At 37.9% G+C, this 19,997-nt stretch carries 15 protein-coding genes, 1 pseudogene and 1 CRISPR repeat array (1 of these 17 running past the window's edge); of the genes and pseudogenes, 9 read left to right on the top strand and 7 right to left on the bottom strand.

Going from position 1 to position 19,997, the window contains the following annotated elements; genetic code table 11:
* Positions 1-127: 127 nt before the first annotated feature.
* The 3 genes from F0161_RS01210 to F0161_RS01220 form a co-directional block, all read right to left on the bottom strand.
* Positions 128-1,750: a glycoside hydrolase family 43 protein gene (locus F0161_RS01210; RefSeq protein WP_150203289.1), complete on the bottom strand. Its 1,623-nt coding sequence runs from the start codon at positions 1,748-1,750 to the stop codon at positions 128-130.
* 28 nt (positions 1,751-1,778) lie between these two features.
* On the bottom strand, positions 1,779-3,242 hold the full coding sequence (locus F0161_RS01215; protein WP_137602639.1) for an MFS transporter: 1,464 nt from the start codon (positions 3,240-3,242) through the stop codon (positions 1,779-1,781).
* 169 nt (positions 3,243-3,411) lie between these two features.
* Positions 3,412-4,314 (bottom strand): helix-turn-helix domain-containing protein, encoded by a 903-nt coding sequence (locus tag F0161_RS01220; protein WP_150203291.1) that lies wholly within the window; start codon positions 4,312-4,314, stop codon positions 3,412-3,414.
* A 244-nt stretch (positions 4,315-4,558) separates the two neighbouring features.
* Here F0161_RS01220 and F0161_RS01225 point away from each other — a divergent pair, with 244 nt between their 5' ends.
* The 3 genes from F0161_RS01225 (at position 4,559) to F0161_RS01235 (ending at position 7,757) form a co-directional block, all read left to right on the top strand.
* On the top strand, positions 4,559-5,740 hold the full coding sequence (locus tag F0161_RS01225) for an MFS transporter (RefSeq protein WP_150203293.1): 1,182 nt from the start codon (positions 4,559-4,561) through the stop codon (positions 5,738-5,740).
* A gap of 179 nt (positions 5,741-5,919) precedes the next feature.
* Positions 5,920-7,308: a flavocytochrome c gene (locus F0161_RS01230; protein WP_150203295.1), complete on the top strand. Its 1,389-nt coding sequence runs from the start codon at positions 5,920-5,922 to the stop codon at positions 7,306-7,308.
* A 185-nt stretch (positions 7,309-7,493) separates the two neighbouring features.
* Positions 7,494-7,757, top strand: a complete 264-nt coding sequence (locus tag F0161_RS01235; protein WP_137602305.1) for a hypothetical protein — start codon at positions 7,494-7,496, stop codon at positions 7,755-7,757.
* Between the two features lie 111 nt (positions 7,758-7,868).
* Here F0161_RS01235 and rbsK read toward each other — a convergent pair whose 3' ends face one another.
* From rbsK to fucP, 3 genes are read right to left on the bottom strand one after another with little or no spacing between them, the layout of a single operon-like run.
* Positions 7,869-8,789, bottom strand: coding sequence for a ribokinase (gene rbsK, locus F0161_RS01240; RefSeq protein ID WP_137602304.1), 921 nt, complete (start codon positions 8,787-8,789; stop codon positions 7,869-7,871).
* Positions 8,790-8,798: 9 nt separating this feature from the next.
* Positions 8,799-9,815, bottom strand: coding sequence for an aldose 1-epimerase family protein (locus F0161_RS01245; protein ID WP_150203297.1), 1,017 nt, complete (start codon positions 9,813-9,815; stop codon positions 8,799-8,801).
* Entirely contained in the window at positions 9,802-11,193 is a 1,392-nt protein-coding gene (gene fucP / locus F0161_RS01250; RefSeq protein WP_137602302.1) for an L-fucose:H+ symporter permease, read from the bottom strand. The genes F0161_RS01245 and fucP overlap by 14 nt, the downstream gene beginning before the upstream one ends.
* A 304-nt stretch (positions 11,194-11,497) precedes the next feature.
* Here fucP and F0161_RS01255 point away from each other — a divergent pair, with 304 nt between their 5' ends.
* On the top strand, positions 11,498-12,448 hold the full coding sequence (locus F0161_RS01255; protein WP_150203299.1) for a sugar-binding transcriptional regulator: 951 nt from the start codon (positions 11,498-11,500) through the stop codon (positions 12,446-12,448).
* Between the two features lie 47 nt (positions 12,449-12,495).
* On the opposite strand, the pseudogene greA reads toward F0161_RS01255, so the two are convergent.
* Positions 12,496-12,963, bottom strand: a pseudogene (greA, locus tag F0161_RS01260) (transcription elongation factor GreA).
* A gap of 129 nt (positions 12,964-13,092) precedes the next feature.
* On the opposite strand from greA, the gene F0161_RS01265 reads away from it, so the two are divergent.
* From F0161_RS01265 to csn2, 5 genes are all read left to right on the top strand, one after another.
* A complete protein-coding gene (locus F0161_RS01265) occupies positions 13,093-13,302 on the top strand; it encodes a hypothetical protein (protein ID WP_137602300.1) in 210 nt (69 codons plus the stop codon).
* Positions 13,303-13,434: 132 nt separating this feature from the next.
* A complete protein-coding gene (cas9, locus tag F0161_RS01270; protein WP_150203301.1) occupies positions 13,435-17,511 on the top strand; it encodes a type II CRISPR RNA-guided endonuclease Cas9 in 4,077 nt (1,358 codons plus the stop codon).
* Positions 17,512-17,712: 201 nt separating this feature from the next.
* Positions 17,713-18,618, top strand: coding sequence for a type II CRISPR-associated endonuclease Cas1 (cas1, locus tag F0161_RS01275; RefSeq protein ID WP_150203304.1), 906 nt, complete (start codon positions 17,713-17,715; stop codon positions 18,616-18,618).
* On the top strand, positions 18,596-18,901 hold the full coding sequence (gene cas2 / locus F0161_RS01280) for a CRISPR-associated endonuclease Cas2 (RefSeq protein WP_174795646.1): 306 nt from the start codon (positions 18,596-18,598) through the stop codon (positions 18,899-18,901). Before cas1 ends, cas2 begins: the two co-directional genes overlap by 23 nt.
* Positions 18,898-19,569, top strand: coding sequence for a type II-A CRISPR-associated protein Csn2 (csn2, locus tag F0161_RS01285; RefSeq protein ID WP_150203306.1), 672 nt, complete (start codon positions 18,898-18,900; stop codon positions 19,567-19,569). Before cas2 ends, csn2 begins: the two co-directional genes overlap by 4 nt.
* Positions 19,570-19,599: 30 nt before the next feature.
* Positions 19,600-19,997: a CRISPR direct-repeat array (repeat unit 36 nt; unit sequence GTTTTAGAAGAGTATCAAATCAATGAGTTCGAGACC); it runs 2,015 nt beyond the window's last position.

The following is a 19,997-nucleotide window of genomic DNA, read 5'->3' on the forward strand; positions in this document are numbered from 1 at the left end:
TAATAAGACAAAATACGGGAATTGTTCACATAAAAATAATCATGCAGTTAAACCGAAGTCTGCATGATCATTAATTGTAAGTTGGTTGTTGGGATTTAATGTGAAATTTTAGATTGTTTTGAAGATGTTAATCATCGAATTCGGTGTAATCGAAGTAGTCGAAGGTTGCAGCTTCTTCGTAACCAGAATAGTCAACAGCAGCGAGTCCGACAAAGGCACCGGTGAAAAAGCCACCATAGTTTTGCAAGACATAGTCATCTGAAAGGATTGCTGCATCAAGTTCAACTGGAATTTCATTCCAAAGTTCACCATCAAATGAATATTCATAAGTATATGATTGTTTGCGAACCTTGGTTTTGAACCAAACGTAATCTGTCCCGTCCGGAATCTTGATGGCGTCATCTTTGAGGAATGAAGTGTAGTTATTGTTGTCGTTTTGAGCAACCTCAATGACTGCACCCTTGTTTTCATCCCAAGTGATGTAAATCCATGACCAGTGCTTATCGTTATAAAAGTTAGTTAAGCCAGCCATTTGTTGGTAAGTATAAGGATCGAATTTAACCTTAGTCTCAGCATCAAAATTAAAGGCTTGCCAACGTGATGCAATCAGTGAAGTATCGAAGGTACCGGCAAGTGAACCGCGGCCAATTAGTTTTAATTCGCCATTGCCATACGAACCCATTGTGGCTGTGAAAGGAATGCGGAGGGTATTCCAATCAATATCAAGTGCTGGTTTATCAAAGTTATCGTGACGAGAATGGTTCAATGGAGCGTCCGTCAAAATGGCATCTTTAGGTGCTTCGACTTCAACTTGACCACCATGACCACCAACGACACGAGGCCAGTCTTGGTCATCCCATTCAACTTTTTGGATTGAGGTTTCACGACCTAATGTACTCCAACCACGTGGATCGGTTGATGATTCGTTAGGGTGATTCCAAGGACGTGAGACAAGTGAAGCGTAATACCATTCGCCGCCTGGGGTATCAACTAAGGCACCATGGCCTTGTTTTTGTAAATAGAATCCTGGAGTATCAAGGTTGGTGATGAATGGCCCATCGGGTTCAGTTTCAAATGAGTGTGGGTCAAGTGTCTTTGAACGCGCAACGACTTCTTGATGGGTGAAGACTGTTCCGCCTTCAGCAGCAAATAGGTAGTATTGACCCTTAATATTGTAAAGATGAGGACCTTCGACCAGTTTAACGTCGGTGCCATCATAGATGGTCCGGGCAGTGTGTGGTTTGAGCTTCATGGTAGAAGTATCAAATTCCGTCAAAGTAATTCCATCAAATGGATGATGATATTCACGGTGATCCCAAGTTTGTTGAACTAAATATTTTTTACCATCGGTGTCATGGAATAGTGAGGCATCAAAACCAACACCATTGACTTTAATTGGATCTGACCAAGGACCACGAATGTCGGTGGCAGTAGTTAAATAATTGGTCATATCTTTAAAAGCGCCTTCGGTAATTTTAACATCAGTATAAATTAGCCAAAATTTACCATCTGCATATGACAAATCTGGAGCCCAAATACCGCCTGAGGAAGGATTACCTTTCATGTCTAACAGTGTGGTGGTTGATAGTGGTGAGGGGAGCAGGTTCCAATGAATCATATCTTTTGATTCGTGTAAACGAACGCCGGGGAACCATTCGAAAGTAGAATTGGCAATGTAATAAGTGTCTCCAACGCGAATCATACTTGGATCAGCGTTAAAACCGGGAAGCACGGGATTAGTAAGTTTCATGTTTAAAATTCCTTTCTAAACAATTATTTTATAAATTACCAGCTTTTTTACGTTGGTCAATTTCAAGATTAATTTTCTTAACATCATTATCACTTAGTGGGTAACGACTCATGATGAACATAGCAACTACGGCAAGAATAACTGGCAACCAGATCATTGAGATTTGGATACCCATCAAGGCACCGGCACTTTGAGTTTTAGCAGTACCATCAAAGTGAGTAGCAGCGTTAATATAGCCTGGAATGATACCACCTAAAGCAAGACCAATCTTGAAGAAGAGTCCCATTAAAGCATTGATGATACCGGCAACACGTTTCTTAGATTTGTATTCACCATAAGAAACAACTTCAGGAACCAATGACCACATGTAGCCAGTTGCAGCAGTGATACCCCATTGTTGTAAGAAACGACCAATGTAACCAAGGGCAACACTATCTTTAAAGGCAGGTAATGACCATGCATAAAGAATTAATGTACCGATAATAAAGAGGGTTAGGAAAATATAGAAGAATTGTTTTTTACCAATTCGTTTACGAACGATTGGCCATAAGAAGACAAGGAAAATCCCAGGAATCGAGCCAATCAAGTTAATTGATGAAATCCATTCTGAGTGTCCAACACTGTATTGCATGTAGAAAGGCCATACAGTGTTTCCAAAGAACATGAAAGTAAATCCGATTAAGAAGAATAGTCCCAGAATTAAGAGTGGACGGTTACGTTTTAATTCCGCAAACAAATCGGAATATTTAACGTTATCAGATTCTGCCTTTGTAGGAAGTACTCGTTCGTGAATACCAAAGTAGGTAAACATTAACATTGCAAATCCGATTACCATGTAGATGGCCATCACTGTAAAGTAGGCAGTTCCCGCTTTAGGTGAGGTGTAATCTCCCAAGTTCATATGAAGTCCGAAGAACCCAATGTCCTTGGATTGTTTGTCTGGAGAAGCAAGTTGTACGAATAATGGCAAGAATGTGTAAACTAATAAGTTACCAATGTTTGCCTCTGTCATACGAACTGTGGTTAAGGTAGAAACTTCGTCATTATCACGAGTTAAAGATGCGTTTAAAGCACCGTAAGGAATATTAACTAATGAATAAGTTAAAGCAGTAACCAAGTATGCAATAAATGCATAGGCGATGTTACCACGAACAGCGTCGATTGGTAAGAATAGCATTGCTGAGAATATAGTTAGCGGTACACCAGCATAGACGAGGTAAGGGCGATATTTTCCGCTCTTGAAGTCATGCTTATCAATAACTGCACCAACCCATGGATCCCAGAAAACGTTAACCCAACGAACTACCAAGAAGATTGTTGCACCGGCAGCAGCTGAAATACCGTACACAGTGGTTAAATAAAATAGCAACATGGAACCGATAGTACCAAAAATCAAGTTTTGCGCCAGATCACCAGCACCGTAACTGATTCGCTCACGCCAAGTTAGCTTGGCGAATTCATCTGTAGATGAACTTTGAGGATTTGAGGCCATAATTGAAACTCCCTTCAAAATGTGTGAAATAGATAACGATTAGTTGGTAAACTGAACCAACAAATGATTATATTTATATTGTATCCGCTTTCAGAATATATAAAAGAGTATTTGATAACAGAAATTTGTCAAATTGTAACCTGGTGACTTGGGCAAAATAAAAAGCGGTCTATTCGAAATAGCCGCTTTCTTTAAGGGAGCTTACCTTGCGTTTATGATTGATTTGTTGCTGATATTTACTAGGGGTGAGTCCAGACCATTTCTTAAATTGTTTACTGAAACTGGACTGATCTGGAGCTCCAATCATATAAGAAATTTGCTCAATTGAGTATTCTGGTGTCCCCAATAATAACTTAGCTTTCCGGTATTTTTGTTCTTCAATCAAATGCAACGGGGTAATACCATAAACTTTTTTGAACACACGGTGACCATAACCGGAACTGATGTTGTGGGTCTTACAAATTTCTCCAAAATTTAGGCCATCAGTATTGGCGTTTTCAACTGCTGTCTCGATTGACATTGCAATTGAACGGGCAACCTGAGCCTCACGTTCGCTGTATTTGGAGCGTTGTTGGTTCTTATATTCAGGTAGAAGCGAAAGCAAACTACCAAGAAATTGTAGAAATTCAATTTGAATTTTGAGCTTCTTTTCTACCAGAGAAACATCGTTGGCATCACTCAAAACAATCATTTCTTTAGCCGTTTTAATAGCAATTTGGGCAATTTGATTAGTGGCGTGGATAACGTCATTAGCGATGTAGCTAATGATTTCAGATTTTAGTTGTAAGCTTTCAATATTAAAGTGGAAACAGATGTAAGTCATCTTCTCAGACTTACTAGAATTGTAATTGTTGTGCAAAGTACCTGGTGAAATAAAGAGTGCATCGCCAGGCCCATAGGTTAACTGGTGGTCACCAATCACAGTCGTTTGATGACCTTCAATAATACACATTAATTCAAATGCTTGGTGTTTTTGTTCGAAAAACGACCAACCACCGGGCACAGTCCGGATATGACCACCGAAAATGTGTAGGCTCGATTCAATTGCTGGAATAGAAACAAATTTCTCCATCGTGACACCTCAATTGTAAAAATAACAGCGGGAAAAGTTTGAAAAAACAAATGTTTGATTTGCAGTTAAAATACTGTATCGTAGTAACAGAAGAGAGAAAGCTCAGTCGATAAATTATTTCAATAATAACTAAAATGTATCCGTTTTCATTATAACAGTCTAGTTTGATTTTTGCTCAAAATTTGTCAAATCGTGACTATTGTGGATTTTCTCACAATTATATTTTTAAAGGAGAAGGAAAAAGGTGACAAAGTATAGATTACAGGTCGTCGTTTTTGTGTTGACGGCTTTTATGTTAGGTTGTAATGAATTTATGGTCGTAGGGGTGATTTCTGATATTGCCAAATCATTTGGCATCTCCATCGCTGTGGTGGGATATCTGGTGACCGCTTTCGCGCTGGTATATGCAATTAGTACCCCATTTATCACGATTTTTACCAGTCAGTATAATCGGTTTAAAGTTTTGATGACGCTGATGGTTGTTTTCATTGTTGGGAATACCCTCGGCGCAGTGGCTTCCAATTATGCGATTTTGATTGCTTCGCGGGTGATGACGGCTATGGTAGCCGGATCAATTATTTCATTGATTATGACGTTTGCAACGACCATCGCACCCATGGATAAGCGAGCCGGTTTAATTTCATGGTTATATTCTGGATTCAGTATTGCTTCAATTATTGGCGTGCCAATTGGAACGACCATTAGTACTAACTATGGTTGGCAGAATGCTTTTTGGGTCGTGTCAGTGGTGGCAATTTTGACGTTTGTTGCCCTCATTTTTATTCTGCCGCGTGATACCAAGCAGGTGAAGAGTACCTTGCTGGGCCAACTGACATTATTGAAAGACTCACGGATTTACGTTGGGGTCTTCGCTATTTTAGGTTCTGCGGCGGCGATGTATGGCTACTATACATATATTCGGCCACTTTTGACCGACGCTTTGGGATTCAGTTTAGGAATGTTGAATATACTACTGTTTGCCTTAGGGATTACTAGTATCGTTGGTAACCAATTATCCGGGCGCATCGCGGATAAAAGTGGAATATCCAAAATGCCACAGATTTTTATTTTGGAAATGGCCCTACTGTTGGTGATGCCACTAGCGCTCAATTATAAAGTTACCGGGCTAGCCGTATTATTGATAGTCGGTGTAGTAACGGCCTTGTTAGGGGCACCGATGCAAGTGCATTTTTTGGGGGTAGCTGAAAAAGACTATCCACAATCATTAGTATTGGCCTCCTCCTTGAGCTCAATTTTTTTTAATTTTGGAATTTCTTTGGGATCAGCGACGGCCGCTGCCCTACTTGGAATTATTGGCTTAAAGAATATCAGTTTAATTGCTTTTGGATATGCGTTGATGACGTTTATCTTGATTGTGATATTAAATAAAATCTTGAAGGAGAACCCAGTTAGAGAGTCTCGTTAATTTGAGGCTTTTTTGTACTGCTTAAATAATTAATGGGATTAAATGGAATCACTTAATAATTTGTGAAATAAGTGCTAAAGTAAAGGCAACAAAGAGAAACTGTACAGAGAATCAAGGCATAAGAGAGTTATCGTATGAAATCAGCACCAAAATATAATTGATGAAAGCGGGTAAGAAAATTGGCAAAATATACATTTAAACCAACCGATGCTTCAAAATTACAAGAGAAATACGATTTAATCGTGATTGGATCAGGGGGTGCTGGCTTAACCAGTGCCTTGCAGGCCGAAGAACTCGGACTCAAACCAGTCATTTTAGAGAAAATGAGCAAATTAGGTGGCAATACCACGCGTGCTTCTTCTGGGATGAATGCCTCTGAAACTGAAGTACAAGTTAACCACAAAGTTATTGATGACATGCAAGCTTTCTATGATGAAACCTATGACGGTGGTGGTCGTGCCAATAATGAAGTGCTGTTGAAATATTTCGTCACGCACAGTGCCTTAGCCATTAACTGGTTGGCACAACATAACATTAATTTAGATGATTTAACTCTAGTTGGTGGTATGACTCGTCCGCGGACTCACCGTCCTCACGATGGAGCACCAGTGGGGGGCTACTTAGTGACCGAACTCCTCAAACAAATTGATAAAGCGAAAGTGCCTGTTTTTGAAGACGCAGAAGTAACCGAATTGCTCCAAGATAATGATGGCACGATTACAGGAGTTAAAGCCACTGTCAATGGCAATGCCGTTCAAATCGAAGCCGCTGCAGTGATTTTAGCAACTGGTGGATTTGGTGCGAATGCTGAAATGATTAGCAAAGTTCGTCCTGATTTAGCCAATTACCGGACGACTAACCACGAGGGTGCCACTGGTGATGGGATTGCATTAGCGGAAAAAGCCGGTGCTTTGCTGACGGACATGGATCAAATTCAAGTGCATCCAACTGTCCAACAAGATACTGATCATGCATATTTGATTGGTGAAGCAGTCCGAGGCGAAGGTGCAATCCTTGTTAATAGTCGTGGCGAACGGTTCACAAATGAATTAGCTACACGTGATAAGGTGACCGCCGCCATTGATGAATTACCAGAAAGAAGTGCTTATTTGATTTTAGATCAAGCCGTTTATGACCGTGTACCCGCGATGAAGTTTTATGACAGTATCGGATTAGTTAAGCACGGAGCAACGATTAGTGTCTTAGCCAAAGAAATTGGTGTGCCCGCTAATTTATTGGAATGGACACGGACTGAATGGAACGTGGCGGTCAACAGCAAGGGCGACAGCAAATATAAGCGTTCGACGGGGATGCATCATGAACTGAAAAACGACCCATATTATGCGGTTCATATTTCACCAGCCGTTCATTACACCATGGGTGGCGTGGCTATTAACGACAAAGCTCAAGTTTTGAATACAGAAGGCCAAGTCATTCGTGGACTCTTTGCAGCCGGCGAAATTGCTGGTGGTTTGCACGGACATAATCGGATTGGTGGCAATTCGATTGCTGAAACAGTCATTTTTGGTCGTCAAGCTGGGAAACAAGCTTACAAATATCTAGGATAAAATTGAATTGATGTACCACAGCCAACTGGGAGATAGTCTTGGCTGGCTATTTTTGTGGCAGATATTATGAACAATTACCTGTGAAATGATAAACTATCCATAATTTACAATCCAATTAGCGTAAATACGTAATTTGCTGTATAATATTCTAGTTAACTTTTACAGAATAAATGGAGGTATGATTAATGGCAGAAACTAAAACGACTGACAAATCAAGTCGCTTGTCTTTATATGAAGAAAACGAAGTGAATGCACAATTTGATTTAGAACAACAAGTTAAATTCACTAGTGAAGCGGTGAAAGAACCTGCTTTGGCAACTATCAAAAGAAAGTATACTAACTCTTGTTTGGTAGATTTTGCTGAAAACGAAGATTTATCACGCGCAATTAAAGATGAATACCATTCAAAGATGGTTGTGAGTTATAAGAACATTACGATTATTAAATAAGAGATTAAGCAATTATAAAAATGATGCTGCAACTTAGGTTGGAAATGACTGAACGCAGATAAAATAAAAATGAAACAGGCAAAATTTGCTTGTTTCATTTTTTTGTCGACACTAATGTTGGTAGTGTGCTTCAACTTCGGCTTTAGTGGGATAGGATTTTTGTGTGCCCCGACGGGTGACCGTCATCGCTGCGTATTGATTGGCTAAGTTTAAGGCGTCTAACTCATTTTTTCCTTCTGCCAGATAATGGGCAAAGGCGCCAATAATTGAGTCGCCAGCACCAGTGGTATCTACCGCATCAACTTTCAAGGCATTAATGAGTTGTTCGTCTTGATCAGTCACGGATAACACTCCGCGTGAGCCTAGCGTGACAATCATGTGCTTAACGCCTAATGAAACCATGTCATGAGCGGCCACTTTAATTTCATCGAGATTGCTAGCTGGTAAACCCGTCAAAGTTGCTAGTTCGGTTTCGTTTGGGGCAAAATAATCGACCTTTTTAACGTATTCTAAATCCAAGTCTTTTCGTGCAGGGGCTGGATTTAACAAAATTGGAATGCCGAATTCTTGCGCCAAATCAATGGCTGCGTAATTGGTTTCTAGTGGGATTTCATTTTCTAAAACGATAATTTTAGCATTTTTAATAATTTCGATATTGGCTTGCAAATCGTCAGGAGTCAGTTCATTGTTGGCTCCTTTAATTATGATGATACTGTTATTGGATGATTTGCTGACAAAAATTGGCGCAACGCCACTACTTTTGGTACCGATGCCCACACCGGAAACGTCAATTTTGTTATCTTTGAAATTAGTCAACTGTTGTTGTCCAAATGCATCATTACCGACTTTAGTAATCATACTCACACGTGAGCCTAAGCGTGCTGCGGCAACTGCTTGGTTAGCCCCTTTACCGCCGAAACCCATTTCAAAATCTGGTGCCTCGACGGTTTCACCTTCAATCGGCATGCGGTCGATATAAGTAATTAAATCCATCATATTTGAGCCAATGATTAATACGTCACTTTTTATCATGATATCCTCCTAATTTTCTAATCCCGTCGTCACTTTGAATTGTTTAACTTCTTGCGGTTTCAAATGAATTAAAGTACCGGCTTTTTGAGCAGCCGTGTAACCTTCAGGACGACTCGTGCCCGGTAAGGCGAACGCACCGACTTGCTGATCTGGATTATACAAAATCCAGCGAGTGACAATTGGAAATTGGTCCGTTGCGAATTTAGTTAAGAAGTTTTGCCGATTGTTAATCGCCATTCTGAATTTCGCGGTTTCAGTGAATTTAGTTAAATCCGATGAGAAGAAGACGATTTCTGGATCATAGTGATTTTTATCGTCTAACTGATTAATAATTTTACCGGATGCCTTCAGGTCGTTATTGTATTGCGTCCATTCTGGAGTTGGGTGTACATGACCAGGGACTGTTTGCCGGAGCTTAAAGGCTTCATCAGGGACATTCGAACTGATTTCCGCGTTTTCAACATAGGCATAATTCATATGGCACATGTATTGGAGTGGCATTTCTTGATAATTTGACAGATTGTTCACTTTGAGTTCGATATCAAATAGGCCACTGGCTTTATGCATGGTGACACTGGGTTCAGCTAAATAATGATAACCAAAGCCTTTAACATATTCGAAGCCGCTCTTAACCGTGAGCGTTTCATCGGCAATTTCAATGCATGAGTAATCCATTTGTGAAGTTGGAAATTCGCCATGTAACTGATAATCATCTTCTGGACCAGGAGTACCGTTTGCTAATAAGCCAGAAGTGAATTGGAAACAACCATACGTGTCAGCAATTCCATCGCCAGGTAAAGGCTGAGAAAACATGTCCTTCATTTTTAACGAAACGTGATCGAAGATTGCATCCCAGATAATCATGCCGGAAAATGGCAGAATAGTTAGGTGCCCACGGGAGTTGTTGACTTGCACAGCTTCAATCCCGGAAGGATAGACAAACGTTGATAATTTGAAATTATCATCTTCGTATAAGACATATTCCTTTTCGCTAAACATTTGATGACTTAAATTAATTGTTTTCATCACTGATAACCTCCTGAGGATCATTTTGTGTAGGATTATTTTTACTTTCTCGCAATTTGCTAATGGCATAAATGAAGACCACTAAGAAACAAACGGCATTCACTGAAAATGAGACAGACATGTTGGAAATATCGGCCACGTAACCTTGGGCAACAGGGATAAAGGCCCCACCAATAATCGACATGACAATAATGGCACCGGCCGTTTCGGTATGTCGGCGATCAGTGACGGTCGCTAAAGTTTGCGAGTAAATGGTAGCCCAACAAGGCCCAAATAAACCACTCACGACGATGGCCATATAAACGGCAGTCATATTATGAACAAATACAATATAGATTAAGCAAGCAAAGCCAAGTACTGAGAAAATTTGTAAGACTCTTGAAGGATGCATGGACTTGATCATAAAGTTCGCGACCACTTTGCCGATAAAGAAAGCGGCATAACTAAAAATCATAAAAGTTGAGGCACTTCGTTCATTGATGGTGTGATTGAGTTCCATCGCCAGCCGAATTGTAAATGACCAAACGGCGGTTTGCATGCCGACATACATGAATTCTGCAAAAATACCTTGTTTAAATTTAGAGTTATGAATCAAGTAAGTCAGTGTTTCACTGATTTTAGCGGTGTCGTCAGTTTCGTTGTCTTGTTTTTTAGGTTTACCACTTGGAAATTGGGTGAGGCCGAAAATTACGAGAGCACACAGAAGTACCACAATAATGTATTTGTACGGTAACAGCGTGTGCTGCAGCATGCGCTCGCCAAACTCAATTCGTGCTTGACCTTTAAGCCCAGCCATTTGAGTTTCCAAGTTGGCGCCACTACCGAAAATTAAATACTTACCAAGTAAAATTCCACCAATCGCGCCGATAGGATAGAAAGTTTGCGAAATGTTTAGACGCAGCACTGAATATTTTTCGGGACCAATTAATGAACTATAAGTGTTAGAAGCAGTTTCCAGGAAGCTCAGACCACAGGCTAAAGCAAAGAGTGCTACTAAGAAAAAGCCATAAGTGCCCATATTTGAGGCGGGGAAGAATAAGAAACATCCAATCGTATAAAGTGATAATCCAATCATGATAGCTAATTTATAGGATGTCTTCTTGATAATGAGTGAGGCTGGAATCGCAATTAAAAAATAACCCAAGTAAAAGGCGGTTTGAACAAAGGCACTCGCCACGTTTGATAAAGTAAAGACAGTTTTAAACTGGGTAATTAAAATATCATTTAGGCTGGCCGCTGCTCCCCATAAGGGAAACATCAAGGATAGCAAAATATATTGGAACATTGGTGTTCGGTCGACATAACCAGAATCGAGTTCTTTCGCATGTAACTTGAATAGATAAAAGCCGTGTTTTGAATTTGACTGTGTATCGTTCATAATGAAATCTCCTACTTTCTGCTGAACAAGTTCGTTCGGGGAATTTCAATTATCAATCTCTCAAAGTATGTAAGCGTCTGGTGCGCACCAGTTGAGCCAAGTAGCTGCAAGTAACCACCGTTATCCTCCCAGAATAGTGATGGAACCGTTTACAACCAGAATAATATCATATAGTGTACATATGTGCAAATACAATTTGGAACTATGTAAAATATTTGCAATAGTGGACCATTTATTTTACATTATATTTATTGATTAAGTCCGTGATGATTGGAATTACGGTGACTTAAAGGGGGTCCTTAGGATGAATCAGGAACGACGCAAAAAAACGACTGAACAAATATTGAATATCAGCCGTCTGTATTATTTAGATAATTTGAGTCAGTTAGAAATCTCAAAACGGCTCAAAGTGTCACGCCCCACAATTTCACGAGCGCTGACGCAAGCACGCGAAACCGGGATTGTCGATATTAAAATTAATGATCCCTTTCAAGATGTAGAAGCATTAAAACGCCAACTCATCCAAAAATATCATTTGAATCAAGTTGTTATTGCGACGCAGACAAATGATAATCCAGAGGCAATTTTAGATGCACTCGGCAAAGTGACCGCCAACTATTTGGATGAAATCGTCCATGACGATGACACGATTGGCATTAGCTGGGGCTTGACGATGCAAGCAGTCTCACGGCATTTGAAAGAAAACCATTCCGTCAATGTGCGATTGGTGCAGTTAAAAGGTAGTGTCTCGACGGCTAAGGAAAATAACTATACAGCTGACACCATGAATAATTTTAGCCAGGCATTTCACACGCAAGCCCGATTACTTCCGGTGCCGGTGGTTTTTGACACTGTGGAGGCCAAAAAAATTGTGATGAACGATAAATTTGTGCAAACAGTGACCCGAGAAGGCACTGAATCCAATATCGCCCTCTTCACCGTTGGCAATACACAAATGAACTCGATGCTGTTTAGGTTGGGCTACCTAGATAAGAATTTAGCTACTTATTTACAGAAAAATTCGGTTGGGGATGTCCTGTCACACTTTGTCGATAAAAACGGCACGATTGTTGATCAAACATTGGATGATCGAACGGTAGCCATCTCGTTGGACGATTTAAAACGTAAAGAATACGCCATTCTAGTAGGTGGCGGAGCGGCCAAATTATTACCAATGCACGCAGCCTTGCAAGGCAATTATGCTAATGTGTTGGTGACTGATCAGACTACAGCGCGCAGCTTGTTGAACATGTAAAAATCAGGATCAGGTGGATGAATTCACTTGGTCCTGATTTGGTTATGTTAAATGGTAATCTGAATAATTTTGACGGCGTAGGTTGAATCTGGGGATGAAATATTGACGATATCGTTAACTTTATGATTCATCACAGCCGCACCTAACGGAGAATTGAAAGAAAGTTTGCCGGCAGAGATGTTAGCTTCCTGCTTACCAACCACTAAATAGGTTTTTTCCTCTTCGTCATCTAAAAATTGGATTGTGATGGTCTTGCCAATTTCTACCACATCGCTGTCGGATGGGGTAACGATTTGTGCATACTGAAGTTGTTTATTCAAAAATCATAATCGGCCCTCTAAACGTCGTAAATCACGTTTGGCGGAGCTGTATTCAGCGTTTTCTGATAAGTCACCTAGAGCACGGGCAGCTGCCAGTGCTTCGATTTTACTAGGACGGTCGAACTTTAATTTTTCAATTTCTGATTCAATTTCCGCGTAACCATCGGGGGTCATTTTGTTAAAATAAGGTTCCATTGATTAACTCCTTAATATTTGAATTCATTGTACATTGATTAAATACGAAAATAAAACGGTTTTTCCTTTAATTTCATTAATTAATGTGAGATTATAATGGTAATTTAATAATTGGGAGAGGTGATGGGTATGTTTAGGTTTTCTGGTAATGGAAGAGTGATGTGGTCATCGAAAACGATGCCCGAAAGTACCGCTGATTTGGTGATTCAATTATCAAAGTTGCTGCAAGATTATCCCACGGATTTGATTCACGTTGAAAATGATCCATTATTTGATGTTAAAAATAAACGTTATGAAGTATATTTCACTGTTAAAAAAGAACACGGAAGTTGGATTTAAGGCGATGTCAAAGCAATTTGATATCGCTTTTTATACGCATAAAAATATTATTTGTACAGTTTCACATGAAAGCGTTTCACCCACTACCTAGATGTATTATACTGATATTATATATCTACTTAGGAGGGTACAATGGCAAAGAAAAACTATAATATCGGGTTAGACATTGGAACGAGTTCTATCGGATGGGCAATTACAGATGATAATTACAATCTGATGCACGCCAAAGGGAAATACGGGTATGGAACGCGTATTTATAGCGAAGGCCAAACAGCGGCTGAACGTCGCGGTTTTCGTACTACTCGTCGTCGCTTAAACCGCCGCAAGTGGCGTTTACGACTGTTACAAGATTTCTTTGAACCATACATATTACCAGTTGATGAAGCATTTTTTATGCGACAAAAACAATCAAATATAGTCCCACAAGATGAAAAAAAACAATATCCGGGCAGTATTTTATTTGATAATGTCACGGACCAAGATTTTTACAACAAATATCCAACTATTTATCATTTACGACAAGCTTTAATGACTGAAGATCGCCAATTTGATATACGTGAAGTTTATTTGGCAATCCACCATATTGTGAAGTACCGTGGTCACTTTTTAAATAGTGCACCCGTGAGCTCATTTAAGAGTGGTAAATTGGACTTAAAGAGACGATTTAATGAAATAAATGAAGCTTTTAAAAGTGTCTATCCAGACCTTGATATTACTTTTAAAATAGACAATGCTGAGAAAATTAAGGAACTATTATTAGATACAAATCGTTCGAGAAGCCAACGGCAACAGGAAGCTTCGAAGTTAATCTATGAACCTTCTGCAGACATTGAAGTTAAGAAAACCCAAGCTGGGGTCGCTAAACAATTTTTAAATGGTGTGTTAGGTTTAAAATCACGCTTCAATTTGGTGACCAATATCGAATCTGACGATGACGCCGTTTGGCAATTTTCTTTGGATTCTGATACCGCAGATGACGCATTGGATACAATTATTGCTCAACTAGATGATTTTGCGATTAATGTGGTTGATATTATTAATGAAGTTCACTCAGCAGTCACTTTAGCTGGCGTTGTACCTGAAGGCCAAGGATTATCTGAGTCAATGATTGAAAAGTACGAAGAGCATAAAGCTGATCTAAAACAATTAAAAGCAGTTGAAAAGTTAGTTGATAAAAAATCTGCTGATAAACTTGAAGCTGCTTATGACAAGTATATTCATGGATTTAATAGTAAGCCATTCATCAAAGAAGATTTTTACAAAGCTGTCAAAGATGAACTGAATAAAGTACCTGGTTTTGAAGCGCAAGCGATTAAATCTCGGATTGACGTTGATCAATTTATGCCTAAACAACGTTCAAAAGAAAATGGCGCAATTCCTCATCAATTGCATCAACAAGAACTTGATCGAATTATTGCTAATCAGTCAAAATATTATGACTGGTTGGGTGAAAAAGTTGGAACGGAATATAAGCTTGATAAGCTGGTTTCTTTCCGTGTGCCATATTACGTCGGCCCAATGGTTGATACCTCAAGTAATCAGCAAAAAGATGAAACTCGATTTGCTTGGATGGTGCGTAAAAATCCTGCTTCTACAGAAGCTATCACACCTTGGAACTTTGAAGATTTAGTTGATAAAAATCAATCTGCTGAAAACTTTATTAAGCGGATGACAACCAAAGATACGTATCTTTTGAACGAAGATGTTTTACCAAATTGTAGTTTGTTATACCAAGACTTTGAAGTTTATAACGAATTGAATAATGTGAGAGTGAATGGTCAACGATTTACTGCTGAACAAAAGCAACAACTACATGATAAATTATTTACCATTCATGCCAGTGTGTCTAAGAAACAATTACACGATTTCTTAGTTAGCCAATTGAGCTATCCACAAGATGGTCTCACAATTGAAGGCTTAGCGGATGAGAAAAAAGTACTTAGTAACTTATCCACTTATTTTGATTACCATAAAATCATTCCAGACCAACTAGATAATTTGAAATATCGAGATGATATCGAAAAGATTATTGAATGGTCAACTATTTTTGAAGACGCTGGAATTTTTAAAACTAAATTAGCAGAAATTGACTGGTTAAGTGATGACCAACGGAATGAATTAGCCAAAAAGAGATATCGTGGTTGGGGTAGTTTATCTAAAAAAATGCTAATTGGTTTAATTGATGGAAATGGTCAACGGATTATTGATATTCTTCGTGATGGTAATGACAACTTTATGATGATTGTTAATCGTCCAGAGTTTAAAAAAGCTATTTTTGACGAAAATAATGAAATTAATGAGCAAAGAAACAGTAAGTACATGCCCGAAGCGATAGATGAAATGTACACTTCACCACAAAACAAAAAGGCCATTCGTCAGGTCTTATTAGTAGTTCAAGATATTCAAAACGCGATGGGTGGCGATGCACCTCAAAAAATATTTATTGAATTTGCGCGAGATGATCAACCAAATGCGGGTAGAAGTAATCCAAGAATTAATCAAGTTCGTCAGATTTATAATAATGTTACCGATGAAATTTTATCGAAAACCGTTCGTGGTGAGCTTGAATCAAAGAAGAATGAATTAAACAAAGAAAAAATGTTCTTATATTTCTTGCAAGGTGGGATTGACGTTTATAATGGTCAGTCAATTAATATTGATAATCTATCGGCCTACGATGTTGATCATATTTTGCCACAGTCATTTATTAAAGATGATTCCATTAATAATAAGGTACTTGTTAATCATGAAGATAACTTGCGAAAAGGTGACAACGTTCCTTGGAATTTCTTTAGAGACAAAATGTATCCAACTTGGGAAAGAATGAAAGAATCAGGATTATTGTCAAAGGGCAAATTCAATAGTTTGAATTTGAACCCAGATAATATCAATAAGTTTAAGGCAGAAGGATTTATTAATCGTCAGTTGGTAGAAACTCGACAAATTATTAAACTGGTTGCCCAAACGTTGAATGAAAAGCTTGGAACAGATACAAGTATTGTTTCCGTGAAAGCCAATTTAACTCACGATATGCGTGAATTCTTCGATTTTCCAAAGAATCGTAATGTAAATAACTATCATCATGCATTTGATGCTTATTTGTCTGCCTTTGTGGGTACTTATTTGTATCGTAAATATCCAAAACTACAACGTTACTTTGTTTATGGTGAATTTAAAAAAGCTGACAATATTGGCAAACTTGCTAACTTTGACTTTTTAAGAGATTTGAAATATTCGGACAAAGTAATGGACAAAGATACTGGTGAATTAATTGCCGACAAAGTTCAACTAATCAGTAACATGAACAAAATTTATGATTTTAAGAAAGTTTTGGTTACGCATGAAGTTCATGCAAATACTGGTGCTATGTATGATCAAACTTTATATCCGGCAAAATTGGATAAATCACTTGGACATAAAGGAGCCAAACAATTAATTCGTAAAAAGAACAATAAACCTACTGAATTATATGGTGGATATACAGGTTCTAAGGATGCGTTTATGTCTATTGTGAGATTGAAAAAGAAGGACGAGATTTATTATAAAGTTGTAGGAATCCCGGTAAGAGTGGCCGATTCAGTACAACAAGGTAAAAAGATTGATATAGATAAATTGACGGATTATATTCAGACTAAATTTACCACCGAAAAAACTATTAAAAAAACTGGCAAAGTTACTCGTAAAGTTGAGTGGTTTGAATTAGTGATGCCAAAAGTTTTATATAGTCAGCCGATTATAGATGGGGGACAGCAGTTTATGTTGGGTTCTTCAACACTTCCGTATAATAATGTTGAATTATACCTTTCGAAAGAGACTATAAAGAAAATTGCCGGGCAAAAATCAAAGTATAGTTTAGAAGATGTATATGATGAAATTATTATTGCTCTAAATAAATACCTACCCCTTTATGATACGAATCAGTTTAGGATGAAATTAACAGCGGCTAGAAATAAGTTTAGTTCGTTTCCGGAACAAAATATTATAAAAAACGGGAAAGTAATCGAAGTTGGACAAGCGAATGTACTTGAAAAAATTTTAATTGGGTTACATACTAATTCCACTTGTCTGGGAATAAAAGAATTAGGTATCGCAACTCCACTTGGATTTATGCAACAGTCTCGAGGAATAAGGCTGAGCGAAGGTGCTGTAGTTAAATTTTTGTCTCCAACCGGATTATTTGAAAAAAGTATACAATTAAAAGATTTATAAGCAACAAAATAGAGCGTTATTGATTTTGCAATCAATAACGCTCTTTATGTAGTGGTCCTATACGGGACTCAAAAGATTAAACTTGGCTTTCGCCTTGCTTGATTTTAACTCAGAGTATCAAATCAATGAATTCGATGTGTTGAGTATCAGTCAACACAATTAAGTATAACACTAAAATATATTTTTTAAAGGAGTGTTTTTATGAGTTGGAGGAGTGTCATTATTTCTCAACATGGAAAGGTGTCGTATTCTAGCCGGCAGTTAGTCGTTCAAACGCGAGACGGTACCAGTCAAATACCCATTGATGATATTCAAGTATTGTTATTGGCTTCCAATAATGTTGTGATAACAACAGCGGCAATTAATAAATTAATACAAGCAGGGGCAAAAATTATTTTTACTAATGATAAAGGTAAACCAAGCTGTGAAACTATTGGCTATTATCCTAATAATAGAGACGTCGGATTATTAATGGATCAGTTTAATTGGAAAAATGAATTGAAAGAATCACTTTGGACGAAAATTGTGATTACGAAAATTAATATGCAAATTCAAGTATGTAAGTTGACTGGTAATGTCTTTACAGAGCTGAATAATGAATTAGAAAAGATTGAGGTTGGGGATGCTAGTAATCGTGAGGCAGTAGTGGCTAGAAAATATTTTAACCTGTTATTTGACAAAGATTTTACTCGTCATGAGTTTGATCCAATTAATGCGGCCTTAAATTATGGATATTCGATTTTATTATCTGCGGTTAATCGGGAAATTGTAGTTAACGGTTATTTAACCCAATTTGGAATTCATCATCATAGTGAGGAAAATGATTTTAATTTAGGATCTGATTTAATGGAACCTTTTAGGCCAGTCATTGATTATTGGGTGGTTAACCAAAAAATTCAAGCACTAACGCCAGATATAAAGTTTGCTTTGGTAGATTTGTTAAATTTTGAGATGAAATATAATGGCGAAACAACGATTTTACGTAATGCTTTAACCAAGCATGTAATGAATTGCTTGAACTATCTAAGTGGGAATAGTGAACAAGTTGATGTAAAGGTGGAGATATTTGATGAGGTACCGAATAATGCGATTAATGGTCATGTTTGATTTACCAGTCCAAACCAGTGAACAAAGAAAAGATTACAGAAGGTTTCGCAAAGCATTGATAAATGAAGGCTTTTTGATGATTCAATATTCTGTTTATGTAAGGGTTTGTGTTAGTAAACAATCTGCAGGATATATGGAAAAGCGTATTTCAGAATTTGCACCTGATGATGGAATCATACAATCAATGATGATTACCGAAAAGCAGTATAACGATATGAATTTTATCACAGGTGAGTTTAAAGATGATGTTAGAAACACTTCAAATAGGACGGTGATTTTATGAAGTTAACTTATGCTCCATTTGAGCCATTTGAAATAAACACAGGCCAAATGACAGTTCTAGAAACTGGTAATTTTGATGTCTATCAAAAATTAATAATGAATTTTAAAAATTTACAAGATGATTTACAGTTTAGCGATGACGAATATAAATTAGTTGAGACAACTAAAGCATTGCACTGGGTTGGTGATCCTATGTTTGTGGAAAATCTTAACAAGTTGTTTCAAGTTAAGATTCTCAAACAGGTGTACCAAATAATGCCAGATGAAACACAACAAAAGTTGATTGATTTAACTAGACAGATAAAAAGTATTGTGTCAGACACAGTTTACATGATTGATTTACCACTGGAAGTTAATGCCGAAATTGATATTATGAAGATAATAAAATTTTCAGAAATTGAATACAGTCCTACGATGACATTAGGTCCATATGCTATAATTGAGACAATTCTAAAAACTTTAAGTGAGTTAAATGAAACAAAAATTATTGGGTTTATGAACATATCTGACTATTTGAGAGAATCTGAATTTGTGGATTTAGTTCAATTAGTTAAGACATTAGATTTGAATGTTCTTCTCATTAAATTTTCAGAAATTCAGAGGTCTGAAATATATAATGAATGCCGTTACTACTACATTGATAATGATTTTGTTGATTGGCGATACTGATCAAAATGAAAGAATTATTATAATTAGACGGTTTTAGAAGAGTATCAAATCAATGAGTTCGAGACCCTGACTGATGGTATGGAAGAAGCACAAGAAGTTTTAGAAGAGTATCAAATCAATGAGTTCGAGACCCGCTATAAAAGCTAAACAAGGCCACACCCCGTTTTAGAAGAGTATCAAATCAATGAGTTCGAGACCCCTGTTTCAGTACATCTAGCCGTCGCGCGAGTTTTAGAAGAGTATCAAATCAATGAGTTCGAGACCATAATCACACCTAAGCCGATTAACGCAACTGTTTTAGAAGAGTATCAAATCAATGAGTTCGAGACCGCCACCTGAAACACTGCTATCAAGGGCTGCGTTTTAGAAGAGTATCAAATCAATGAGTTCGAGACCTGATATGTATGTAGAAGACTAAAATAAATAGT

This window comes from Paucilactobacillus nenjiangensis, from assembly GCF_008632615.1.
GTDB lineage: Bacteria > Bacillota > Bacilli > Lactobacillales > Lactobacillaceae > Paucilactobacillus > Paucilactobacillus nenjiangensis.